22 protein-coding genes are annotated in these 23,444 nt (G+C 69.6%); 6 read left to right on the forward strand and 16 right to left on the reverse strand.

All coding sequences use genetic code 11. The annotated features are described in order from the left end of the window. The first annotated feature begins 40 nt into the window (after positions 1 to 40). Together ACFV9C_RS29175 and ACFV9C_RS29180 are read left to right on the forward strand one after the other, a co-directional pair. Entirely contained in the window at positions 41 to 1,564 is a 1,524-nt protein-coding gene (locus ACFV9C_RS29175) for a bifunctional 3-(3-hydroxy-phenyl)propionate/3-hydroxycinnamic acid hydroxylase (protein ID WP_380198702.1), read from the forward strand. Then, positions 1,561 to 2,598 (forward strand): alpha/beta hydrolase, encoded by a 1,038-nt coding sequence (locus ACFV9C_RS29180; RefSeq protein WP_380198705.1) that lies wholly within the window; start codon positions 1,561 to 1,563, stop codon positions 2,596 to 2,598. Before ACFV9C_RS29175 ends, ACFV9C_RS29180 begins: the two co-directional genes overlap by 4 nt. A gap of 3 nt (positions 2,599 to 2,601) precedes the next feature. Here the strand turns inward: ACFV9C_RS29180 and ACFV9C_RS29185 are convergent, their stop codons facing one another. From ACFV9C_RS29185 to ACFV9C_RS29195, 3 genes are all read right to left on the reverse strand, one after another. Continuing rightward, positions 2,602 to 4,473 (reverse strand): glycoside hydrolase family 76 protein, encoded by a 1,872-nt coding sequence (locus tag ACFV9C_RS29185; protein ID WP_380198708.1) that lies wholly within the window; start codon positions 4,471 to 4,473, stop codon positions 2,602 to 2,604. Positions 4,474 to 4,560: 87 nt separating this feature from the next. Next, complete coding sequence (locus ACFV9C_RS29190; protein WP_380198710.1) at positions 4,561 to 5,511, reverse strand: aldo/keto reductase; 951 nt, start codon at positions 5,509 to 5,511, stop codon at positions 4,561 to 4,563. A gap of 100 nt (positions 5,512 to 5,611) precedes the next feature. Beyond that, positions 5,612 to 7,006 carry a DUF2252 domain-containing protein gene (locus ACFV9C_RS29195; protein ID WP_380198712.1) on the reverse strand — a complete coding sequence of 465 codons (1,395 nt, stop codon included), beginning with the start codon at positions 7,004 to 7,006 and terminating at the stop codon, positions 5,612 to 5,614. Between the two features lie 77 nt (positions 7,007 to 7,083). On the opposite strand from ACFV9C_RS29195, the gene ACFV9C_RS29200 reads away from it, so the two are divergent. The 3 genes from ACFV9C_RS29200 (at position 7,084) to ACFV9C_RS29210 (ending at position 9,441) form a co-directional block, all read left to right on the forward strand. Then, positions 7,084 to 8,133 (forward strand): LLM class flavin-dependent oxidoreductase, encoded by a 1,050-nt coding sequence (locus ACFV9C_RS29200; RefSeq protein WP_380198714.1) that lies wholly within the window; start codon positions 7,084 to 7,086, stop codon positions 8,131 to 8,133. A gap of 88 nt (positions 8,134 to 8,221) precedes the next feature. Further along, on the forward strand, positions 8,222 to 9,079 hold the full coding sequence (locus tag ACFV9C_RS29205; protein WP_380198716.1) for a peptidoglycan recognition family protein: 858 nt from the start codon (positions 8,222 to 8,224) through the stop codon (positions 9,077 to 9,079). 56 nt (positions 9,080 to 9,135) lie between these two features. Then, positions 9,136 to 9,441: a pyrophosphatase gene (locus tag ACFV9C_RS29210; RefSeq protein WP_380198717.1), complete on the forward strand. Its 306-nt coding sequence runs from the start codon at positions 9,136 to 9,138 to the stop codon at positions 9,439 to 9,441. Here ACFV9C_RS29210 and ACFV9C_RS29215 read toward each other — a convergent pair. From ACFV9C_RS29215 to ACFV9C_RS29235, 5 genes are all read right to left on the reverse strand, one after another. Further along, entirely contained in the window at positions 9,429 to 9,989 is a 561-nt protein-coding gene (locus ACFV9C_RS29215; protein ID WP_380198718.1) for an HAAS signaling domain-containing protein, read from the reverse strand. The genes ACFV9C_RS29210 and ACFV9C_RS29215 overlap by 13 nt on opposite strands. Then, positions 9,986 to 10,327, reverse strand: a complete 342-nt coding sequence (locus ACFV9C_RS29220; RefSeq protein ID WP_344198099.1) for a PadR family transcriptional regulator — start codon at positions 10,325 to 10,327, stop codon at positions 9,986 to 9,988. Before ACFV9C_RS29220 ends, ACFV9C_RS29215 begins: the two co-directional genes overlap by 4 nt. A 51-nt stretch (positions 10,328 to 10,378) precedes the next feature. Beyond that, a complete protein-coding gene (locus ACFV9C_RS29225) occupies positions 10,379 to 11,884 on the reverse strand; it encodes a DUF6297 family protein (protein WP_380198719.1) in 1,506 nt (501 codons plus the stop codon). A 91-nt stretch (positions 11,885 to 11,975) separates the two neighbouring features. Further along, a complete protein-coding gene (gene ccmA, locus ACFV9C_RS29230; RefSeq protein WP_380198720.1) occupies positions 11,976 to 12,620 on the reverse strand; it encodes a heme ABC exporter ATP-binding protein CcmA in 645 nt (214 codons plus the stop codon). Then, complete coding sequence (locus ACFV9C_RS29235; RefSeq protein ID WP_380198721.1) at positions 12,617 to 13,252, reverse strand: O-methyltransferase; 636 nt, start codon at positions 13,250 to 13,252, stop codon at positions 12,617 to 12,619. Before ACFV9C_RS29235 ends, ccmA begins: the two co-directional genes overlap by 4 nt. A 108-nt stretch (positions 13,253 to 13,360) precedes the next feature. On the opposite strand from ACFV9C_RS29235, the gene ACFV9C_RS29240 reads away from it, so the two are divergent. Beyond that, positions 13,361 to 14,341, forward strand: coding sequence for a carbohydrate kinase family protein (locus tag ACFV9C_RS29240; RefSeq protein WP_380198722.1), 981 nt, complete (start codon positions 13,361 to 13,363; stop codon positions 14,339 to 14,341). Here ACFV9C_RS29240 and ACFV9C_RS29245 read toward each other — a convergent pair. The 8 genes from ACFV9C_RS29245 to ACFV9C_RS29280 are packed head-to-tail and all read right to left on the reverse strand — an operon-like array spanning position 14,338 to position 23,436. Then, complete coding sequence (locus ACFV9C_RS29245; RefSeq protein WP_380198724.1) at positions 14,338 to 15,012, reverse strand: GntR family transcriptional regulator; 675 nt, start codon at positions 15,010 to 15,012, stop codon at positions 14,338 to 14,340. The genes ACFV9C_RS29240 and ACFV9C_RS29245 overlap by 4 nt on opposite strands. A 39-nt stretch (positions 15,013 to 15,051) precedes the next feature. Beyond that, on the reverse strand, positions 15,052 to 16,305 hold the full coding sequence (locus tag ACFV9C_RS29250; RefSeq protein ID WP_380198725.1) for an alpha/beta fold hydrolase: 1,254 nt from the start codon (positions 16,303 to 16,305) through the stop codon (positions 15,052 to 15,054). Between the two features lie 20 nt (positions 16,306 to 16,325). Then, positions 16,326 to 17,150: an ATP-binding cassette domain-containing protein gene (locus ACFV9C_RS29255; protein WP_380198726.1), complete on the reverse strand. Its 825-nt coding sequence runs from the start codon at positions 17,148 to 17,150 to the stop codon at positions 16,326 to 16,328. Next, positions 17,147 to 17,950 carry an ABC transporter ATP-binding protein gene (locus ACFV9C_RS29260; RefSeq protein WP_380198727.1) on the reverse strand — a complete coding sequence of 268 codons (804 nt, stop codon included), beginning with the start codon at positions 17,948 to 17,950 and terminating at the stop codon, positions 17,147 to 17,149. Before ACFV9C_RS29260 ends, ACFV9C_RS29255 begins: the two co-directional genes overlap by 4 nt. Beyond that, complete coding sequence (locus tag ACFV9C_RS29265; protein ID WP_380198729.1) at positions 17,947 to 18,930, reverse strand: ABC transporter permease; 984 nt, start codon at positions 18,928 to 18,930, stop codon at positions 17,947 to 17,949. The genes ACFV9C_RS29260 and ACFV9C_RS29265 overlap by 4 nt, the downstream gene beginning before the upstream one ends. Beyond that, positions 18,927 to 19,871: an ABC transporter permease gene (locus ACFV9C_RS29270; protein ID WP_380198731.1), complete on the reverse strand. Its 945-nt coding sequence runs from the start codon at positions 19,869 to 19,871 to the stop codon at positions 18,927 to 18,929. The genes ACFV9C_RS29265 and ACFV9C_RS29270 overlap by 4 nt, the downstream gene beginning before the upstream one ends. Continuing rightward, positions 19,868 to 21,562 (reverse strand): ABC transporter substrate-binding protein, encoded by a 1,695-nt coding sequence (locus tag ACFV9C_RS29275; RefSeq protein WP_380198732.1) that lies wholly within the window; start codon positions 21,560 to 21,562, stop codon positions 19,868 to 19,870. The genes ACFV9C_RS29270 and ACFV9C_RS29275 overlap by 4 nt, the downstream gene beginning before the upstream one ends. Continuing rightward, entirely contained in the window at positions 21,562 to 23,436 is a 1,875-nt protein-coding gene (locus ACFV9C_RS29280; protein WP_380198733.1) for a glycoside hydrolase family 127 protein, read from the reverse strand. The genes ACFV9C_RS29275 and ACFV9C_RS29280 overlap by 1 nt, the downstream gene beginning before the upstream one ends. Between the last annotated feature and the right edge of the window lie 8 nt (positions 23,437 to 23,444).

A 23,444-nucleotide genomic window follows, 5' to 3' on the forward strand; every position in this document is an offset into this window, starting at 1 on the left:
CCGTACCTAGCGTCGTCCCATCACCGATGGGGAGGCCATCATGAACTACGACTACGACGTCGCGATCGTCGGGTACGGACCGACCGGCCTGGTCCTGGCCGCCACGCTCGGGAAGGCCGGCCACAGGGTGGTCGTCTTCGAGCGCTGGCCCGGGCTGTACGGCCTGCCCCGGCTGACCCACATCGACGGCGAGACCGCGCGGATCATCCAGGGCGCCGGGGATCTCGAGCACGCCCTGCGCGACGCGTACCCGGTGCCGAGCTACCGCTATCTCAACGGTTCCGGCGAGCTGCTCGTCGAGCTCGACTGGCACGGTACGTCGGCCGGGCACCCCGCGCACATCTCGATGTTCCAGCCCGACATCGAGGACGCGATCGACCGGCATGTCCGGAGCAGCGGCGTCGAGGTGAACCAGGGCTGGGCGGTGGTCTCGGTCCGCCAGGACGACGACCGCGTGCGGGTGATGGCGCGGCCGTGGTCGAAGGACCGGACCGGCCAGTGGTCGCATGCCGGCGAGGAACGGACGGTCAGCGTGCGCTACCTGGTCGGCGCGGACGGCGCGGGCAGCTTCGTCCGGGCCACGTCGGGGATCGGGCGGAGCGACAACGGCGTCGACGACCGGTGGCTCAACATCGACACCGAACAGTTGCGAGAGCTGCCCGAGCGGTTCCGGACTGTGACCCAGTTCTGCGATCCGGCGCGCGGCCACATGTACATGCCGATCGGGCGCAGCCGGCAGCGGTTCGAGGTCGCCGTACTCGCGGGTGAGGACCAGGCCGCGTTCGAGGCGGACGAGTACGCCTGGAAGTGGCTGAACGAGACCCACGGCCTCGGGCCGGACGACGTGAAGATCCTCCGCCAGATCGTGTACACGTTCCAGGGCCGGATCGCCGAACGCTGGCGCGACGGGCGCGTGTTCCTGGCCGGCGACGCGGCGCACACCACCCCGCCGTACATGGGTCAGGGCGCCTGCTCCGGGATGCGCGACGGCGTCACGCTCGGCTGGAAGCTCGATCTCGTACTGCGTGGTCTCGCGGGCGACGCGCTGCTCGACACGTACGAGACCGAACGGCGTCCGCACGCGACCGCGATCACCGAGATCTCGACGGCCTTGGGCAGGGTCGCCAACACCCACGACCCGGTCGAGGCGGCCGCGCGGGACGAGGCGTTCCGGACCGGCAACGTGCCACCGCCACCGCCGTTCCCGACGATCGGAGCCGGGGTCGTCACCGACGCTCCGCTTGCCGGGTCGCTGACACCACAGGGCGTCGTCTGCCGTCACGGGGTTGCAGGTCTCTTCGACGACGTGATCGGGCGCGGCTTCACTCTGGTGAGTAGCCGCGACCCGCAGCTCGGCGCGGATCAGCTCGCGTTCCTGGCCGACCTCGGGGTGACGACGGCCGTCGTCGGTCCGGCGGAGGATGCCGGCGGCACGTACGCGGCCTTCTGGGCGGACAACCGCGTGGAGGCGTTCATCGGCCGGCCGGACTACCACCTGTTCTGGGCCGGCGCGGTCGCAGATCTCCCGGCCGCGGTCGACGAGTTGCGGGAGCGACTGGCATGACTGTTGGGCTTGCACCGACGGAGGTGCTGTGGCGGGCGATGCCGGTCCCGCGGCTGCTCGACTGCGGGATGGTGCCGAGCGACGTGGCGGGTCTGCGCGCCGCGACCGACGAAGGCGTGCCCTGGGATGTCGCGTGTGCCGAGCTGGCCGAGGCGCAGCTCGAGCGAGCCGACGGCAACAGGGTCACCGCGGTCGAGGCACTCCGGGCGGGTGCGGCCGACCTGTTGTTCGCGCAGATGGCCCACAACTTCGACACCGCACGGAAGCGCGAGTTGTACACCGGCTTCACCGCCGCGGTCGGGCGGGCCGGAGCGTTGGCCGGCTGGGAACGCGTGCAGCTTCCGTTCGCCGGCGGCTACCTGGTCGGGTGGATCGTTCGGCCGGCCGCACCGCGTGGCACGGTGATCCTGTTCGGCGGCCAGAGCGGCTGGGGCGCGGCATACCTGCGGCTCGCGGACGCGCTCGTCGCGCGCGGCCTGACCGCGTTCCTGGTCGAGGGTCCCGGTCAGGGCGAGCCTCGGCTCGAGAGCGGGCTCTACCTCGACGTCGACGTGCGGGCCGCGTACTCGACGTTCGTCGACCACGTACTGGCGCGGCCGGACCTGCCCGGTCCGGTCGGGCTCTGGGGCAACAGCATGGGCGGCCTGTACGCCGGTACGACGGCGGCGTCGGACCGGCGCGTGACCGCGGTGTGCATCAACGGCGCCCCGGCACAGCCTCGGCTGCTCGGCATGCGCACGTTCGACGACCAGGCCGCCGCGATGCTCGGTACCACCGACCCGGACGCGATCCAGCGGAACTTCGACCGGCTCGCGCTGCGACCGGGCGACCGGATCGAGTCGGCCCTCCTCGTCCTGCACGGTGGAGCCGACCCGATCGTGAGCCTCGCGGACCAGCAACCGTTCCTCGACGCGGCCGGTCCCGACCGGTCGACCCTGCGGATCTGGGTCGACGGCGAGCACGTCGTCACCAACCACGCCGAGGAACGCAACGCCTTCGTCACCGACTGGTTCTGCGAGCAGTTCCAGCGCTGAGCCTCAGTTGTACGTCGCGGTGACGTGGTACGCCCGGCCGCCCCAGCCGTCGTTGGGGAACGAGTCGGCGATGCGGACGTAGCCCGCCTTGCCGGCACCCAGGTACGGCGTGAGGTCGAAGGTGCGGTCGGCCTTGTTCTGGCCGTCGTGGTACTGGTTCGTCTCGGTGGCGACCGTGGTCCAGGTCTTCCCGTCGCCGCTGAGCTGGACCACGAACTCATTGTCGATTGTCAACAATACTGATGCTGACGATGCGTCGGACGGGAACGGGAAGCGGTAGACGAAGTACGAATTCCCGTCCGCGAACCGGTTCTGTACGCCGTTGCTCTGCGACCCGTCGGCGTCGTACAGCCACGGGGTCTCGGCCGCCGTACCGGTGTCGAAGTCGGCCTTGTGGGCAATGAGGATGTCGGACCGGGTGCTGTACGAGAGCAGCGGGCCGGACGTCACCGTCGCGGTCACCGAGTGCGTGCCGTCCGCCGCACCGGCGGGGATCGTCACGTCGAGCTGCACGGCGGAGTGCACGGGTACGGCGTTGCCGCGGGTCGTCAGGGTCACCGTCGACCGCGCCGGGGTCACCGTCCAGCCGGCCGGGGCGGCCGCTTGGACGTTCGCCGTGATGCGGTCGCCGACCGGGCCGGTTGCCTGGACGTCGACCGTCACCTTCACGTGAGTACCCGCCGAGGGCATCACGACCGGAAGCGCCGGATCAGTTGTCGCGGACAACGATCGGATCGGCGGCGTGGCCGGTACGGCGGCGAGCAATGCGCTCAGGGCGCTGGCCTGGGTACGCCAGTCGAAGACGTTCGGGGTCTGCCCGGACCACCGCTCCCCCAGCCGGTCGGACGCGTCGCGGTCGTTGTCCCAGATCGTGGCGGCCTGCCGCGCGACGAAGTCGGCGTACCGGCTGTCGTGCGTGGTGTCGGCCAGATCCGTCCAGTACCGCAGGAAGATGCCCTTGAACTGCTTGCCGTTGTCGTCGCACGTCCGGCCGGGCGCGTCGCAGTACTCGCTCAGTACGCCGTCCGTGACGAGTCCACCAGGGGCAATCGCGGCGTCCGCGAGCCGGCGCACCGCGGTCAGGAGCTTGGGGTCGTGGGTCGCACGCCACAGTTCGAGGCCGGCGCCGATCGCGAGGCCCTGGTTGTAGGACCAGACCGTGTCGCCGTTGCTCTGGCAGTTGTCCTTCAGTCCGTCGTTCACCAGGCCGGCGGAGTTGATCATGCCGCTGTTCGTGAACCAGTTCCAGCCTTCCTGCGCGCGGCCGAGCCAGCGCGTGTCATGCGGCATCCGGTTGTGCAGCTCGGCGGTCAGGCGGATCCAGAGGCCGTTGGTGACGGCGTTCTTGTACGTGCGTTCGCCGTTCCACCAGACGCCGCCGCCGCAGGTGCTCGGGTCCCAGTAACCCTCGACGTACTCCGCGATCTTGACGGCCATGTCGAGGTACTTCGGGTTCTTGGTCAGGTCGTACGCCTGCACCCAGGTGAGGCCCCACCACTCGGAGTCGTCGATCGCGCGGCTCGTGAAGTTGCCGAGCAGCTCGTCGCCGGACAGGTACCCGGCGGGGAACGCGCCCTTGTCCTTCTCGAACGTGTTGTCCAGCTGCGGCAGGTAGCGCCGGTCGCCGGTGCGCTGCATGTAGTCGCCGATGGTCTGCAAGGCGACGGCCGAGTTCCACCAGCTCGACGGGAACCAGGCCTTGTTCGGTTCGTAGGAGCTCATCAGCTGGTCGGCGGCGACACGCGCCCGGGCGACCGCGGCCGGACCGGAGGCGGCCTGGCCGGGGCTCGCGCCGGCCGGTGGCGACACCAGCCCGAGGGCGAGCGTCACCGCCCCGGCCAGCAGTAGACGGAAGGTACGGCGGTGGACGGGCATGGGCGGATCTCCTCGAGCTTGGAAACGTTTCACCGAGCGTCGAGCAAGAATCGTCGTCGCGTGAGACAACGATGTCAATGGGTCGTCCTACTGCAGAATGTCAACAATCTGCAGCAGCTGCGCCGGCGAGAGCGGTCCATACTGCAAAGCGCCCGCGTTCTCCTCCACCTGCGCGACCGTCTTGAACCCGGGGATCGGGACGAACGCCTCGCTCCGGCCCCACAGCCAGCCGAGCGCACCCTGCGCGAGCGTCCGCCCGTCCGAGGTCAGTACGTCGCGGATCGCCTCCAGCCGGCGCAGCGACTCGGCCTGGTCACCGGTCCGGAAGTCCCACCGGTGCCGTACGTCGTCGGCCGGCAGCGTGCTGTCCGCGGCGAACTTCCCGGTCAGCAGGCCCATCCCGAGCGGACCGCGGACGATGCTCGCCAGCCCCCGCTCCTCGCACAGCGCGAGCACGTCCGCGTTGCCACCGAACACGTTGAAGTGCTGCTGGATCGCCTTGCAGTGCGGGCTTTTCGCGAACACCGCCGCCCGCTCCGGGTCGTCCGTACTCCACCCGATTGCCCGAACCTTGCCCGCGGCAACCAGTTCCTCGAACACCGCGAGTACGTCGTCCGCCAACGCCTGGTCGTACCCGCCGAGGTGGAACTGGTACAAGTCGATCCGGTCCGTGCCGAGCCGCCGCAGCGACTCGTCACACGCCCACCGGAGGTACGCCGGATCGCCGTTCTCCCCCGGCGCCTCCCGGGTCTCCTCGACGTACGTGTACCCGGCCTTCGAGGCGATCACAATCTCGTCCCGGACGTCCCCGAGCGCCTCCGCGATCAGCTTCTCGCTGTGCCCGCACCCGTAGACGTCGGCCGTGTCGAAGAACGTCACCCCGAGCTCGTACGCCCGCCGCAACGCCCGTACCGACTCGCCGTCGTCGATGACACCCCAGCCCACCGGACTCCCCTGCCGGGCATGCGGCCCGCCAATGGCCCAGCACCCCATCCCGAGCCCACTGACCTGCACCGCGCCGATCGACCGCCGCACCATGAGAACCTCCAGAACGGGAACGTTTCCAGCATCGTGCGCACAGACCCGTTCCGGAGTCCAACAAGCGTTCCTGCTGACCCCGACAACTCCTGCTACTGAGTCACACCCCGGTCTGCGCCTCGACGCGGCCGGAGTCGACGGCTTCGGTGAAGGTCCGGTGGTCGGATTCGTTGAGGTCGGCGTACGTCGTGGCGAACGTGGTGATCGCCTCGTCGAAGCGGGTGGACTTGCCCAGGTAGGCGGACAGCGCGAAGCGGTCGCCGGAGCGGGCGTGGGCGCGGGCGAGGGTCCAGCCGCAGAGGCGGGCGTACAGCGTCATCGCCTCGGGGTTGAGGTTTTCGATGTCGGCGGAGAGTTTCCAGTCGCGGAGCTGACGGACGTAGTAGTCCTGTTCGCCGTCGGCCGCGTCGGCGCGGAGCCAGCCGAGGAAGATGTCGCTGGCGGCCTGCATCAGGCGCTGGCCGGCGACGACCCGTTCGCCCTGGTTCGCGTGCGCGGACGGGACGGCGTACGTCGAGAGCGCGGACGGGCCGGCCTGCTTCGCCTGCAACAACAGCGCCTCGTCGGCGTTCGTCGACTCGAGCAGCATGATCCACGCGCGGGTACCGACGCTGCCGACGCCGACGACCTTGTGCGCGACGTCGGTGAGGCGATAGTTGTCGAGCAGGTGCCGGCGATCCTGCTGCAGCGTGCCGCGGTACCCCTCGACGAGCTGCTGCACCTGCCCGAGCACCAGCGAGCCGTCGATGTCGGTCAACTGCTCCATGGGAACGACCAACGGTGGGTCCGAGACGATCCGGCGGCGACCGTCGACCACCGCGGTGAGCTTGCCGATCGCCTGCATGCTGGTCCGCGTGTATGCCTTCGCCAGCTTCTTGTCGGCGACCTTCAGCCCCTTCCGCTCCGCTGCAGGCACGGTCGCCTTGTACCGCTGGACGAGCTCCTCGATGTCGAGCCGCGCGTACCAGACCGCCAGGACCGGCTGCCCGGCGAACTCGCGCATCGCCTCCCGGTAGTTCCGCACCACGGCCTGCACAACCGTACGGCACTGCTTCGCGCTGAACCCGTTGTCCCGCCCCGCCACCACGAAGCTCGCCGCCAGCCGCTTCACATCCCACTCGAACGGCCCGGGCAGCGTCTCGTCGAAGTCGTTGATGTCGAACACCAGCCGGCGGTCCGGCGACGCGTACGCACCGAAGTTCGACAGATGCGCGTCTCCGCACAGCTGCACGTCGAGCCCTGTCGGCGTCGTCTCCGCAAGGTCCGACGCCATCACCAGCGCCGCGCCGCGGTAGAAGGTGAACGGCGACACGAGCATCCGCCCGTGCCGGATCGGCACCAGCGCGGGCACCCGCCCCTCGGCCTGCGTGAGCAGCAACTCGACCGGGTCCCGCGTCGTACTCACCCGCACCTCGGCGTGCGCCTCCAGCGGGACCTTCTTGCGTACGGCCTTGCCGCGCGCCGCCCGCTCCGCCGCCGTCACCTGCTCGTCCATGACCTCAGCGTCCCACGGATCGCCCACGTCGCGAGACACCTAAAGTCGACTAATCGAATAGACTTACGCTGCTGATCATGACTTTCCTCTGGTACATCCCGAACCAGGTCGACCCCGGGCACCGCGGCGACGACACCGTCCAGGGACACAACAGCATCGAGCGGCTGACCGAGCTCGCCCGTCTGACCGAGGACCACGGCTGGTCCGGCGCATTGCTCGGCACCGGCTGGGGACGGCCGGACACCCTCACGGTCGCGACCGCGCTCGCCGCCCGGACGACGACGTTCCAGCCGCTGGCCGCGATCCGCCCCGGGTACTGGCATCCCGCGCACTTCGCGTCCGCCGCGAGCACGCTCGACCAGCTCACCGGCGGGCGGCTGCTGATCAACATCGTCTCCGGCCAGGACAACCTCGCCGCGTACGGCGACAGCGAGGGCGACCAACCGCAGCGGTACGCCCGGACCAAGGAGTTTCTCCAACTGGTACGGCGATTGTGGACCGAACAGGACGTGACATACGACGGCGAGTACTTCTCGGTCAGCGGATCCACCGTCGCCACCCGGCCCGTCGTACGGGAAGGTCGCCCGCATCCCACGCTGTACTTCGGTGGCGCGTCCGACGCGGCGCAGCGGGTCGCGGCGACGGATGCGGACGTACAGCTGTTCTGGGGTGAGCCGCTGGACGGGGTGGCGGCGCGGATCGCGAAGCTGCGGGAGCTGGAGGACGAGCTCGGGCGGGAGCATCCGCCGCTGGAGTTCGGGCTGCGGATCACCACGCTCGTCCGCGACACCACCGAGCAGGCGTGGGCCGATGCCGAGGCGAAGGTCGCGAAGATGGCGGACGGGCCGGGCCACCGGGACCCGCTCCGGGTGAAAGCCGTCGGCCAGCAGCGCCTCCTGGAGCTCGCCGAACGCGGCGAGGTCCTCGACGACAACCTCTACACCACCCCCGGCAAGTACGGCGGAGGCGGCGCCGGCACCACCTGGCTGGTCGGCTCCCCCGACGACGTCGCCAAGTCCCTCCACCGCTACCGCGACCTCGGCATCACCCACTTCATCCTCTCCGACACCCCGTACCGCGAGGAAACCGTCCGCGTCGGCGACCAACTCCTCCCCCTGCTCCGCTGAGCTGATTGGATGTGATCACCGCTTGACGCTCGCATGCCCTGTGTGATCGGTTGATTACCAGGCGCTGTGAGGCATGTGAGGAGCACAGATGGTCGAATATCTGCCCCGGTCCGCGTGGAACGCGCGGCCGCCGAACGCCGGGCCGGGCAACCTGATCGCGTCCCACGTCGACGGCGCGGTCATCCACTGGCCGGGCACCGGCTCGACGAAGGTCATCCACACCAAGGCGGCGGTCGCGTCCGCGTTGCGCGGCTGGCAGGACTACCACATGGACACCCGCGGCTGGTCGGACATCGCGTACCAGATCGCGGTCGACCAGGAAGGCCGGGCCTGGACCCTGCGCGGCATGCGCACCAAGTCCGGCGCGAACGGCGACGCCGACGTCAACGACCGGTACGGCGCGATCCTGCTGGTGCTGGTCACCGGCGAGCAGCCGTCCGCCGCGATGAAGGCGACCACCCGCGCGGTGATCGCCGACTTCCGCACGCTCTACCCCCGCGGTACGGCGATCCGGCCGCACTCCGCGGTCCGCCCGGAGCCGACCGACTGCCCCGGCGACCCCGCCCGCGCCGCGATCGCCCGCGGCGACTTCACCCCAGGCCACCCCGGCACACCGGAGGACGAGATGACACCCGCCCAGATGCAGGAACTCAAGAACTTCATCGAGGCCCGCACGCAGGCGTACGCCCTCTGGACCCACCGGCAGCTCCGCAAGGACCTGTCCGCGGTGGTGCGGGCGTACGCACTCGACATCAAGAACTACGAACGCCAGACCGACGCCGCCGACGCCGCCCGTGCGGCCGCCGCGGTCTGGGCCACCGCTCCGAAGAGCCTCGCCGCGGACGCGCCGGCCCAGCAGGAGCCGCAGGTCCCGGACCCGAACACCGACCCGGCACCCGAGGACCAAGCCCTCGACCCGTTCCCACCGGTCGAAGAGGCCAAGTAGGACAAAGGACCAGGCCCCACCGGCGTTCTGTCGGTGGGGCCTGGTTTCCTGTCCGGGTGGACCTCAAGCACCTGCAGGACCGGCTCGAGAAGATCTCCGTCGGGTACGGCGTACGCCTCGGCTTCGAGCGCGACCCCGACTGGTTCCTGCTCAAACTCCAGGAGGAGGTCGGCGAGCTCACCCAGTCCTACCTGCAACACACCGGCCGGGCCCGCGCGAAGGGCGCCACCGCGGACCAGATCCGCGACACCTTCCACCAGGAGTTCGCCGACGTACTGTGCCAGCTGCTCCTGTTCGCGAAGCAGCACGACGTCGACCTTCCGGCCGAGGTCGAGCGCAAATGGCTGGTCTACGAGGCCTGACGCGGCGCGCGGGCGTTCAGCAAGAGGGCGACGAGCAGCCCGAGCGTGACCACCGCGTCGCCCGCCATGCTGACCCAGACCGGAGCCACGAAGACGATGTCCAGCGCCATGGCGACGGCGTACCCGATCGGCCAGTTCAGGGTGCCGAGCAGCTTCCAGATCACGGTCCAGCGGTTCGAGGTCCAGAGCAGCCCGAGGCCGACTCCCCAGGCGATCACGGCCACGATCAGGCTGAACGACAGCAGGTACGGGCCGAAGAACACCAGCCCGACCGCGACGAAGTCCTGCGGGCGCAGCCGCGGCGGGATCTCGACCTGCACCAGGCCGTCGGTGGCGGCGGCAACGATCTCGCTCGGCCGGCCGAGCCGCTGCAGCACCTCGCGGATCTCGTCCTCGGACGTCGCACCGCCCGCCCGCGCCTCGGCGATGTGTGCCTTCATGTCGGCGAGCAGCTCGTCCCGCCGGCCGGCCGGCAGCACCTCCGCCTCGGTGGCCAGCTCCTTCAGGTACGCGTCGACCAGGCGGTCGCTGTCCAGTTCCATGTTCATCCCCGTCTCCCACTCTGCAAGATCTTGTCGACCGACGCGCAGAACCGTTGCCAGTCCGCGGTGAACTCGGCGAGTGCCCGGCTGCCCTCGGGTGTCGAGGTGTAGTAGCGCCGCGGTGGTCCGGACCCGGACTCCTGCCAGCTCGTCTCCACCAGACCCTCGCGCCGCAACCGCGCGAGGAGTGGGTAGATCGTGCCTTCGGTGGTGACCAGTCCGTCGACCTCACCGAGCGCCTTGACCAACTCGAAACCATAACGGGGCTCTCCCTGCAACAGCGCGAGAACGCAGTACTCCAGCGTCCCGCGGCGCAGCTGCGTGAAGACCTTCTCCGCTACCATGCGACACAAGGTACCTGTTCGCACCAAGATCCGGCAAGAACGCCTGATCCGTCAGGCGGTCTTGGGGCGGACGCTGAACATCAACATCAGTACGACGGCCGGGATCACCGTCACCCACAGACCGGGGAGGTTGAGCAGCACCGGCGCGAGGCAGACCACCAGCAGGTCGAACCCGCGGGCCGGCTGCGAGAACAGGCCGGGCGGGATCGCCCCCATAGGCGACGTCACCAGCGGTCCGGCGTACGACGGCGGCCGCGCGGACGCCTGCCGGACGGTGCCGGAAATGATGCCCGCGGCAACGGCGAACGTCGACGCCGCGCTGCCGATCGCCGGGGACGCGCAGACCGTCCAGACGACCGCGACCGCCGCCGGTACGACCGCCATCACGATCCGCAGGTCCCGGAGGTCCCAGCCGAGCGCCCGCACCAGCCCGGTCGAGCGGCACGCTGTCCGAAGACCGTCGAGCAGCGGCCGTACGGCGATGAAACCGGCGATGGCGGCCGCGATCGGAACGAGTACGTGGAACCCTGCGCCGTGGACGGCGTACGGCACCACGAGCAAGGCGAACGCGACGGCGAGGCGGCGCGGCCAGCGGAGGATCCGCCAGAACTCCCGCTGAATGATCGCGGCACCGTTGGCGCCCCGGCCGCGGTGGGAGCGGACGCGCCCCTTCAACCGCCAGTGCCGCCCGGCGATCACGTCGCCGAGCATGCTGATGTCGAGACTGCTCGCCGCACCCGCAAGCCCTGCCAGCAGTTCCCCACCGGCGATCACACTGATCCGCCCGAGCCGATCGAGCCTCCGCGAGAGGACGAACGCCAGCGCGAGCGCGACCACCGCGAGCGCGACGCCAACCACGAGCCACCCGTTCGCGGAACCACTCCCGTCAAGGGAAATGGGCTTCTCGCGGGGACGGAACGCCAGCAGCAATGCCGGCACCACCGCGACGATCAGCAGCACGTCGGCGACCCGCAGGGCGACCGAGGAGCGGCGGGTAGTCTGCTGCGCCCAAACGGTTGCGACCGCCGCGCACACCAGCGCCGCACCGATCAGCACAGCCGCTTCGAACACGTCGAACACCGGCGCGCCGAGCAGCGCCCAGATGAGGGCGCCGACGATCACACCGATGACTGCGACGGCGGCGATCACCAAGCGATAGGCCGGGCGAAGGAGCGGAGCGCGACTGACCGGCGTGGCGAGCAGCCAGAAGCCGGTGGCGCGCGACGCCGACACCGGGCCGACGGCCAGCAACACCCGGAGCGTTGTTGCCAGCAGCAACGGTATGACGATCCACGGGAACCACGAAGTCAGCTGGTGACAGGTCAGCGACGAGCACCCGGCCGCGTTCGAGTTCAGGTGCCGTACGACGTTGCCGCCGGTGGCGCCCGCCATCGCCAGCGTGAACAGGACCAGGTAGATGTCCTCGAAGATCTCCCAGAACGACCGGTCCGCGTGTTTGCGCCGGGTGGTCCGCATCCACTGCCGCAACGACCGCGACGACGGGATCGCCCCGAAGTCCGCCGAGTCGAACTCCACCGGCCCGTCCGCCGCGCTCATCCGCGCCCCCCGCTCCGGGCCGGACGGCCGCACTTCGGAAAGAAACCGTCACCAGGCGACGAATATGTTCCGGAAACCCCACGGTCACCGGTCATGGCAGCGGGGTGAGGGTGACGACGGAGTCCGCGACCGTCTCGACCAGGCCGGGGTCGTGGCTGGCGAACAGGATCGCCGTACCGGACTTCTTCTCCTGGACCAACCGGTCGGACAGCCACTGCACGCCGTCGGTGTCGAGCCGGGCCTCGGGTTCGTCGAGCACCATCAGCTTGCGCGGGCGGACCAGCGCGGTCGCCAGCGCGAGCCGGCGGCGCTGCCCCGAGGACAGCGACCCGGGGAGCTGGTCGGCCGCAGGCAGCAGGCCGATGTCGTCCAGGACCGTGTCGACGAGATCCTCCGGTGCCGCGTTGCCGTGCGCGCGGGCGAGCAGGTCGAGGTGCTCGGCCGCGGTCAGGTCCGGGAAGAAGTCGAGGTCGTCGAGCAGCGTCGCAACGTCCCGCCGTACCGACTCGGCGCGTTCGTCGATCGGCTGGCCGTCGAGCAGGATCTTCCCGGCCGCGGGTGCCGCCGCGCCGACAATGCACTTGAGCACGGTCGTCTTGCCGGCGCCGTTCGGCCCGACCAGTGCGATCGCGTGCCCGGCGGCGAGGGTGAAGTTCAGTCCCTCGATCACCGGCCGGTCGCCGTACTTGTGCTGCAGCCCCTGGACCGCCAGCCGGGGCGCCGCCTTCTTGCTCACTTCTTGCGGACCAGGGTCAGCCCGTCGCCGATGCCGAGCATGATGACGTCGACCCGGTCGTCCGCGGCGACGTGCGCGTTGAACTCCTTGCGGTCCGCCGGGCCGTCGGCGTCGATCACCCGCCCGCCGGCCAGCGTGTTGTCGAACAGCAGCAGCCCGTTCGGCCGGATCAGCGGCAGCACGGTCTCGTAGTACCTGACGTACCAGTCCTTGTCGGCGTCGACGAACGCCAGGTCGAACGTGCCGTCGAGCTTCGCCACCGAGTCGTGCGCGTCGCCGATCCGCAGGTCGATCCGGCCCGCCACCCCGGCGCGCTCCCAGTACTTGCGCCCGATCGAGGTCCACTCGTCGGAGACGTCCAGGCAGATCAGCTCGCCGTCGTCCGGCAGCCCGCGCGAGATCGCCAGCGCCGAGAACCCGGTGAAGGTGCCGATCTCGACCGCGCGGCGGGCGCCGATCAGCCGGGTCAGGGTGGTCAGCAGGCCGGCCTGGTCAGCGGTGGTCAGCATGCCCGCCGGGCTGCCGAGCCGCTCGGTCTCGGCGCGCAGCTCGGTCGCGATCTCGTCCAGCGGCATCCCGTGGGCGAGCATGTAGTCGTGCAGTTCCTCGGTCACCGGTACCTGATGGCCCATGGGAGTTCCACCCTCCGTGTATTAAGTCGTCGCCTTGTAGTCTCTATGGGTTGCCCAAAGCGTCTTCAACCACCCCAGCTCTGCACACATAACGAGGGAGCACCACTCATGCGAATCGCCGTCGCCGGATCGATCGCGACCGACATCCTGATGACGTTCCCGGGCCGGTTCAAGGACCAGTTCCTGGAAGAACAGATGCACAAGGTCTCGCTGTCCTTCCTGGTCGACGAGCTGGTCGTGCACCGCGGCGGGGTGGGCGCGAACATCTGCTACGGGATGGCCCAGCTCGGGTACCCGTCGCTGCTGGTCGGCTCGGTCGGTGCGGACTTCGGCGAGTACGGCGCTGCGCTGACCGAGGCCGGCGTGGACGTGTCGCACGTCCGCGTGTGCGAGAACGTACACACCGCCCGGTTCACCTGTACGACGGACCTGGACGCGAACCAGATCGCCTCCTTCTACACCGGCGCGATGGCCGAGGCCCGCGAGCTCGACCTGGGCGCGATCCACCAGGCCACCGGCGGCGTCGACCTGGTGCTGGTCGGCGCCGACGACCCGGACGCGATGCTCAAGCACACCCAGCTCGCCAAGCAGCACGGGATCCCGGTCGCGGCCGACCCGTCGCAGCAGCTCGCCCGGATGGAGGGCGACGCGATCCGCACGCTGGTCGACGGCGCGGCGTACCTGTTCAGCAACGAGTACGAGGCCGGGCTGATGGCGCAGAAGACCGGCTGGAGCCACGACGAGATCCTCGAGCGGGTCGGCGTCCGGATCACCACGCACGGCGGCGACGGCGTGGTGATCGAGGACACCAGCGGCATCCTCGCGAAGGTCCCCGCCGTACCGGCGCCGAACCTGGTGGACCCGACCGGCGGCGGTGACGCGTTCCGCGCGGGCTACCTCACCGGCCGCGCCGCCGGCCTCGACCACGAGGCGGCCGCCCATCTCGGCTGCACGCTCGCGACCACGGTCCTGGAGACGGTCGGCACCCAGGAGTACACGCTCGACCATCCGACCTTCCTCGACCGGCTGACCAGCGCGTACGGCGCGGGCGCGGCCGCTACCGCGAAGCAGGCCCTGGCCGCTCGCTAGCGGGCCCAGAGGCCGCGGACGTGGCCGATGTGGCGGCGCATCAGCTGCTCGGCGCCTTCGCCGTCGCCGGACTCGACGAGGTCCAGGAGCTCGTGGTGTTCGGCGGCGGACGGGACCAGCCGGCCGCTCTCGACGAGCGGGGTCAGGCCGAGCAGCCGGGTCTGTGAGCGCAGGTCCGACACCACCTCGACGAGCTTCGGGTTCCCGGAGTACGCGAGCAGTGTGACGTGGAACACCCGGTCGGCCTCGATGTACGCGATCAGGTCGCCCGCCTCGGCCGCCACCACGATGTCCTCGGCCAGCGCCCGCAGCCGCGGGTAGTCCGCCGCCGGGATCGCCGCGACCACGTCCCGGACGGTCGGCGGCTCGATCAGCTGGCGGAGCGCCGCCAGGTTGTCCAGGTCCTCGTCGGACACGTCGGTGACCCGGAAGCCCTTGTTCCGCAGCGAGATCACCAGGCCCTCGCGGACCAGGTCCAGCATCGCCTCCCGGACCGGCGTCGCGGAGACGCCGAACCGCGCGCCGAGCGTCGGCGCCGAGTACACCTCCCCCGGCTTCAGCTCGCCGGAGATCACCGCCGCCCGGAGCGCGTTGGCCACGCTGTCACGCAGGTTCTCGCGCTGCGCCAGCCGCCGTACGCTCGGCAGCGGCCCGATCGAATCGGCAGTCATCGCTCCACCTCCCTGGACGCCTATTGTGAGACACGGCGGTCAGTTGTCCCGGATGCCACCCCCGATCGCGGCGACCAGCTCGGTCAGGCGCTCGAAGACCCGGTCCGAGCCGAGGCCGTCGTGCTCGTACTCGTTCGTCACCCAGGCCTGGACGTTCCCGACCCGGCGCGCGGTGTCCAGCTGCAGCCCGGAGTCGACGTACATGTCGTCGAAGTACACCGCGGCCGCCACCGGTACGTCGTTCGCGGCGAGCTTCTCGTGGTCGTACAGATCGGGCCAGCTCGGCCGCTGCGCAAGCAGCTCGACGGCGCCCTGGAACGGCCGCAGCCCGCGGATCTCGGAGAACATCCAGGGGTACATCATCTCGCCGGTGAACAGCAGCGGCCGGGCGTCCTCGGCGAACTCCGGCCGCCGCGCCCGCTCCGCCTCGGCCGCCCAGCCGGTCGCCCCGTCGCCGGATCCGTAGATGCTCTCCTGCAGCGCCGCGAACAGCGGATTCCCGAGGTACGACGACTGCGCCTGGACCTGGCCGAGGAACGTGTCGGACAGCTCGTCGCCGTCGAACGCCTCGTCGAGCAGCCAGTGGATCCGCTCGTACCCGGGCTGCATCCCGAAGTCGATCCCGAGCGACTGCAGCCGGCGTACGGTCAGGCGGTCACCGTCGGGCAGCCGTACATCGTCCGCCGCGAGCCGGTCCGCCAGCCGGCCGACCCGCTCGACGTTGTGCGGGTACCGCCGGTAGAACTCGCGGTTCTTCGCCGCGACCCGCGGGTACGTCCGCCGGTACACCTCGGCGGCCGACGGGTCGATCGACGCGAGTCCGCCGGTGACGTAGCACGCGCTCAGACCTTCAGGCGCCTGAGACAGGTACGTGAGCGTGAGGAATCCGCCGTAGCTCTGGCCGAGCGTCGACCAGCGCTTGCCGCCGAACACGGCCTTCCGCAGGTGCTCCGCGTCCGCGACGATCGAGTCCGCGCGGAAGTGCGCGAGGTAGCGGGCGCCCTCCTCGGCCGTCATCGCCGCCATCCGCCGGGCGCTGACCGGCGTACTGCGGCCGGTGCCGCGCTGGTCCATCAACACGACCCGATGCGTCTTCAGCGCCTGCCCGATCCACCCTGACGCACTGACCGGCCGCGGTCCCTTCCCGCCCGGTCCACCCTGCAGATAGACCAGGTACGGAAGCTCCTCGTCCTTCCGCACCGGATCGACCAACTCCCGAGCGAACAGGCTGATCGACTCCCCCGGCTCTTCCCAGTTGAGGGGAACGTCAACGGTGTGCTCCCGTACATGCATTCGGGGAATTGTGTAGCTCGTCATCTCCTGCCTTTCTCCCGGCGGCGCGCGTCCCACTCCGGGTTGATCCGCGGTACGGCCGCCAGCAACGTTTTCGTATAGGAGTCGCGGGGCGCGCCGAACACCTGTTCCCGCGACCCCAGCTCCACGATTCTGCCTCGGTTCATCACCGCGACGCGCTGGGATATCTGCCGGACCACCGCCAGGTCGTGCGCGATGAAGACGTAGCTGAACCCGCTCTCCCGCTGCAGCCGCATCAGCAGCTCCAGGACCTGCGCCTGGATCGACACGTCGAGCGCCGACACCGCCTCGTCGCAGATCACCAGCTTCGGATTCACGGCCAGCGCGCGGGCGATGCCGATCCGTTGCGCCTGCCCGCCGGAGAACTGCGCCGGGTAGCGCCGGCAGTGGTCCGGGTTCAGCCCGACCCGCTCCATCAGCTCCTGCGCGAACGCGCGCCTCGAGCCGGCCGGCGTGATGCCCTGGTAGGTGAGCGGCGCCGTGATGATCCGCTCCACGGTGTACCGCGGGTTCAGCGACGAGAACGGGTCCTGGAACACCACCTGCACGTTGTTCCGGAACGTGGCGAGATCCTTGCCCTGGGCACGGGTCACGTCCTGCCCGTCGAACACGACCGTACCGCTGGTGGGCTCCAGCAGCCGGGCCGCGATCCGGGCGGTGGTCGACTTCCCGCTGCCGGACTCGCCGACGATCGCGAGTGTCTCACCGAGCTCGACCTCGAAGCTCACGTCGTCCACCGCGGTGAACGTGGTCTTCCGCGCCCGCGCCCCTTCGCCCCGGGTGGCGAACTCCTTCGTCACGCCTCGTACTTCCAGCAAGGTCATGGCGCTACCTCGTCGTCGATTCTGGGTACGGCGTCCAGCAGCATCCGGGTGTACTCGTGCCGCGGGTCCGAGAACACCTGCTCCGCGGTCCCGTACTCGACCGGGTCGCCGGACCGCATCACCAGCACCCGCTGGGCGATCGAGCTGATCACCGCGAGGTCGTGGGTGATGAAGATCATCCCGGTGCCGGTCGAGGCCTGGAGCTCGGCCAGCAGTTCGAGGATCTGCGCCTGGACGGTCACGTCGAGCGCGGTCGTCGGCTCGTCCGCGATCAGCAGCGACGGCGAACAGCACAGCGCCATCGCGATCATCACGCGCTGCCGCTGACCGCCGGAGAACTGGTGCGGGTAGTGGCCGGCCCGGCGGCCCGGATCGGGGATCCCGACCCGTTCCAGCGCCTCGATCGCGACCCGGCGCGCGTCCTTGCGGGAACCGCCGCGGTGCGCCCGGTACATCTCCTCGATCTGCAGACCCACGGTGTAGTAGGGATTCAGCGACGACAACGGGTCCTGGAACACCATCGAGATCGCGTTCCCGCGCACCGACCGGAGCTCGCGGTCCGTCCGGCCGAGCAGTTCCGCACCGTCGAGCCGCACGCTGCCCGACGTACGGGCGCCACGCGGCAGCAGCCCGAGGACCGCGAGCGCGGTCATCGACTTGCCCGACCCGGACTCGCCGACGATGCCCACCGTCTCGTCCCGGCCGACGGCGAACGACAGGTTCTTGACCACGTCCACCGGACCACGCCCGGTCGGCAAGGTGACCGTAAGATTGTCGACAATCAACAGTTCGTCGCTCATACCGACACCACCCGTACCCGCGGATCCAGCGCGGTGTAGAGCAGGTCGACCACGACGTTGCCGATGACAACGAAGAACGCGGCCAGCAGGGTCACCGCCATGATCACCGGCTGGTCGTTCTTGGCGATCGAGTCGGCCGCCAGCTTGCCGATCCCGTTCAGGCCGAACACGGTCTCGGTGATCAGCGCACCGCCGAGCAGGCCGGCGAAGTCCATCCCGAAGATCGTGGTGATCGGCGTCAGCGCGGGCCGCAGCGCGTGCCGGCGCATGATCAGCGCGCCGCTCAGGCCCTTCGCCCGGGCGGTCCGGAAGTAGTTCTCCGACAGCGTGTCGATGACGTTGCTGCGGGTCAACCGCGCGTACAGACAGGCGTAGCCGACCGCCAGGACCACCCACGGCATCAGGTACGACTCGAACCAGACAATCGGATTGTCAACAAAAGACACCACCGACGGGAACGGCAGAACCTGCAGCTTCACGACCAGCACGTACTGCAGGACCAGCGCCAGCACGTAGTTCGGCACGCTGACGCCGCCGAGCGCGAGCGCCATCGCGGAACGGTCCCACCAGGTGCCCTGCTTGACCGCGCTGATCAGTCCGCCGATCACGCCGGCGAGCAGCCACAGCACCGCCGCGCCGACCGCGACCGTGATGCTGACCGGCAGCCGCGCGGTGATCATGCTCCACACCGACTCGTTGGTCTGGAACGAGTACCCGAGACACGGCGCCGAGCAGTGCACCGAGCCGTAGTCACGACCGGCGAAGATCCCGCTCAGGAACTCCCAGAACTGGGTCAGGATCGGCTGGTTCAGCCCGAGCACGTCCCGGATCGAGTCGATCCGCTCCGGCGTACAGGTCTTGCCGCAGATCATCACCGCGGGATCCGGCGACAGCTCGAAGAAGATCAGGTACGTGAACAGACAGACGGCGAGCAGGATCAGTACGACGCCACCGAGCCGGCCGAGGACGTAGCGCATCATGCCGCCTCCCCCTGGTCGATGGCCGTACGGATCTTGTCGCCGAGCACGGTCAGCGAGAGCACGGTCAGGAACAGGAACGCGCCCGGGATCGCGAAGAACATCGGGTCCACCGAGTACCAGCTCACCGAGCTCGCGATCATCTGACCCCAGGACGCGGTCGGCGGCGAGACCCCGACGCCGAGGAACGACAGGCCCGCCTCGGTGCCGATGTAGCCCGGGATCGCGAGCGTGGTCATCACCACGATCGAGCCGCGCAGGTTCGGCAGGATCTCCCGGAACACCACCTGGGTGTCCTTCGCCCCGGACGCCCGGGCCGCCTCGACGAACTCGCGGTTCGCCAGCGTCATCGTCTGGCCGCGGATCACCCGGGCCAGGTACGGCCAGCCGAACGCGCTGATCACCACGACCAGCAGCACCGGCCGGTTCCCGGACGGCAGCGACGACAGGATCGCGATCATGAAGATCAGCGCCGGGAACGCCATCAGGAAGTCCATCAGCCGGGAGATCACCTGGTCGACCCAGCCGCGGTAGAACCCGGCCAGCATGCCGAGCACCACCCCGAGGATCCCGGTCAGCAGCGTCGCCGACAACGAGATCGTGATCGACACGCGGGCGCCGTACACGATCCGGGCGAACAGGTCGCGGCCGTTCTGCGGCTCGACACCGAACCAGTGCGAGCCGCTGATCCCGCCGAGCGCACCGCGCGGCAGCCCGCCCAGGTCGGAGTTGATCGCCGCGGAGTCGAACTGGTACGGCCCCCAGCCGCTGAGCTTCACGATCAGCGGCGCCGCGACCGCCATCAGCACCACCAGACCGAGGAACACCAGGCACGCCAGCGCACCCCGGTCCCGGGTGATCCTGGTGAGCACCCGCCGGCCCGAGGCAGGCGGTGCCGCCGGCACCACCTCCTCGATCTCGGCCAGCGCCGGACTGGTTGTCACTTGCTCGCGTCCTTCAGGCCCACCGACACCAGATCGATCCCGCCGGAGAACCCGTCGTGCAGGTAGGCGCCACCAATGTTGCCGCCGACAAGCATCAGCACCTTTTCGTAGAGCAGCGGCACGACCGGCGCGAGCGCCATGATCTGCTTGTCCAGTTCGCCGTACGCCTGGTTGGCGGCGTTCACGTCGGTGAGCTTGGAGATCTCGTCGATCTTCGCGTTCACGCCCGGGTCGTTCAGCTGCGACAGGTTCGTGTTGCCCTTCGGGGTGATGTTGCGGCCGTCGAACAGCGGCGGCAGGAACGTCGCGCCGGACGGCCAGTCCGGGCACCACCCGGTGATCGCGGCGTCGTGCTGCTGGGACGTCGTACCGATCACCTCGTAGTACGTCGCGGTGTCGATCGTGTTGATCTTGACCGTGATCTTGAGCGGCTCCAGCGCCTGCTGGATCGCGACCGCCATCGCCTGCATCTTCGGTTGCGCGCGGGTGTCGAGCGTCATCGTGAAGCCGTCCGCGAAGCCGGCCTCTGTCAGGAGCTTGCGCGCGCCGTCGACGTCGCCCTTGTGGTCGGTGCTCGGGTACGGGTCGTAGTCCACCCGGCCGGTGATCGTCGGCGGCTGGATCGTCGTACCGATCTCCGCCAGCGCCGAACCACCGTCCGCGTCCCGGACGGTCTGCTTGTTCACCGCGAGGTTGATCGCCTGCCTGACCTTCACGTTGTCCAGCGGCTTCTTCGTGGTGTTCAGCCCCATGTACGTCGTACAGCCGTTGATGCCGGTCATCGTCCGCTGCTTCAGCTGCGGCGTCTGCATCCGGGCCACGGTGGCGGCCTGGACGGTGCCCGCGATCGCGTCCGCGTCGGTGCCCTGGCCGGCGATCATTCGCTCGTCGATCGTCGCCGGGTCGAGCCCGAACGTCCACTGGAACACGTCCGGGTTCGCGGTCCGGACGTCGTCGGTCTTCTTGTCCCACTTGTCGTTGCGGACCAGCTTCAGCGAGGCGCCCGGCTTGTAGTCGGCCAGCTTGTACGGGCCGGACGCGATCGGCTTGCTGTCCAGCGCGTTGCCCGCGCCCTGGCCCTTCGGCACCGGCGTGAAGGTGTTCTGGGCTACCACGCTGCCGAAGTCAGCGAACGGCTTCTTCAGGTGGAAGACGATCGTCTTCGCGTCCGGGGTCTGGATGGTTGCCAGGTCACCCGACTTGTACGGCCCCTGGTACGTCGCGGGCGCCTCGATCAGCTGCTTCGCGTACGGCGAACCGATGCCGATCTCCGGGTCCCACGCGCGCTCGACGCCCCACTTCACGTCCGCGCTGGTGATCGGCGCGCCCGTCTCGAAGAACAACCCGTCCTTCAGCGTGAATGTCCAGGTCTTGCCGCCGTCCGTCGGCTTGCCGGTGTCGGTGGCGAGGTCCGCGACGATCTTCGTACCCTCCGCGCCGGGCGCGGCGCCCTGGGTGGTGAGCGTGCGGTAGATCAGCCGGTAGAAGTTGTTCACGCCGCCGTCGAACCCGCGGGCCGGATCGAGGTGCGAGAACGCCGCGTTCGCGAGCACCTGCAACGTACCGCCCTGGACAGCCTTGGCGCCGGGGCCGTCCGACGTACCCTTCGTCCCGGATGCACCGCCGCCGCACGCGGTGAGGGTCAACGCGGCCGCTGCCACGAGCCCGACCAGCTTCGAGGTTCTCTTCATCAGTCTTCTCTTTCGGTTCGCAGCCACACACGCATGGCCAGGGGCTGACGGTTTCCCCAGAGGAAGTACGGCGACAACGTCACCGGCACGTACTTCGAGGCGGTCTCCTGGGGTGTTCCGGTGAGGACGGGGTACAACTCGGCCACCGGCGGCGGGGCGACACCGGCGGTCAGATCCAGTACGACGTGCCCGCCGTCGGTGCGCGCCGTCGCTTGTGCGACGCGGGCCGGCGTCAGCAGCAGGTCGTCCACGGGGGCGTCGACGTCTTGTTGCTCGACGCAATAAACAAGCGGGCCGCGGGCAACAGCAAGCGCTCCGCGGGTCGCGTCCGCGTACGGGTGCGTTCCGTGTGCTCTGGGTGCCATCGGCAACGTCAGCCGGATCACATCTCCAGCCACGAATGCCCTTCGAACACGAACCCACCTGTCTCCCTCCGGCTGAACAACAAGCGGTTCAGCCGCCGGGCCCGGGTTGGTGAGGGTTGGGGTGGTGGTCCAGTTGGGGATGCGGAGGGCGATCGTGCGTTCCTCCGCGGGGGCGTTCTCCACCGTGAGGGTGATCTCGCCGTCCCATGGGTAGTTGGTGGTGACGGTGACGGTGAGGTCCGGGGTGGTGAGGCGGGCGTCGGCGTAGATGCCGACGTAGAGGGTGTTGTCGCGGTGCAGGGCGAGGTGGTCCTGGAGTTCGGACATCCAGCGGATGATGTTCGGCGGGCAGCACGGGCAGCCGAACCAGGCGCGGCGGAGCAGCTCACCACCGTCCTCGGCGCCCGAACGCTGCTCGTGGTCCGGCCGGCGCTGCAGCGGGTTGTCGTAGAAGAACGCCGTACCGTCGGCCGAAAGCCCCACCGCGTAAGCGTTGTAGAGCACCGTCTCGTACACGTCGAGGTACGACGCCTGCCCCGTCGCGCGGAACATCCGCCACGCCCACTGCATCGTCGCGATCGCCGCACACGTCTCGGCGTACGCCCGCTCGGACGGCAGCTCGTACCGGTCGCCGATCGCCTCGTCGGAGTGCCGGCTGCCGAGCCCGCCGGTGAGGTACAGCTTCGTCGCGACCATGTCGTCCCACAGCCGCTCGAGCGCCGCGAGCAGCGTCGGATCGCCCGTTTCCAGGTGTACGTCGGCGGCTCCGGCCGCGAGGTACGCCATCCGTACGGCGTGCCCGGTCACCGAAGGCAGCTCGCGGAACGGGACGTGGTCCTGGAAGTACTCCCCCGGGAAGATCGTGTGCCGGAGCTTCCCCCGCCCGCGCCGGTCGACGAACAGCTGTGCCTGTGTCAGGTACGCCGCGTCGCCGGTTTCACGATAAAGCTCGACCAGCGCCAGCTCCACCTCGGGATGACCGTCGACGACCTCCTCGCCGTCCACGCCGTACTTGCGGACCACGAGATCCGCGAACCGCCGGGCGATTGTCAACAATCTGCCGTCCGACAGTTGACGCTTCGCGGCGACCGCCGCCTGGACGAGATGGCCGAGGTTGTACAGCTCGTGCCCCCAGCCGAGGTCCGACCACGGCTGCTTCGGCTGGTCCGGGTCCTGGAAGTACGAGTTCAGGTAGCCGTCGTCCGCCTGCGCCTGCTCGAGCAGCTCGACGACCTCGTCGTAGAACTCCCGCGCCCCCGCCGGCGCGTCCTCGCGGCCGACCTCGTAGGCGAGTCCTTCGAGGGTCTTGTACAGGTCCGTGTCCAGGAACGGGTACCGCCCGCGGTACGGCCCGGCCGACGGGTCGCTCAGCCGGCGGAGGTTCTCCAGGTTGCCGGCCTTGCGGAGCTCGGCGATCGCGTGCGGGATCGTCGCCGTCCGGTTCCGCTGCTGCCAGGCCTGCAGCAGTCCGCCGGTCAGTTGCGCGTGCACCTCTGTACCGTGTGACATTGCACTGA

This window comes from Kribbella sp. NPDC059898 (assembly GCF_042730855.1).
GTDB lineage: Bacteria > Actinomycetota > Actinomycetes > Propionibacteriales > Kribbellaceae > Kribbella.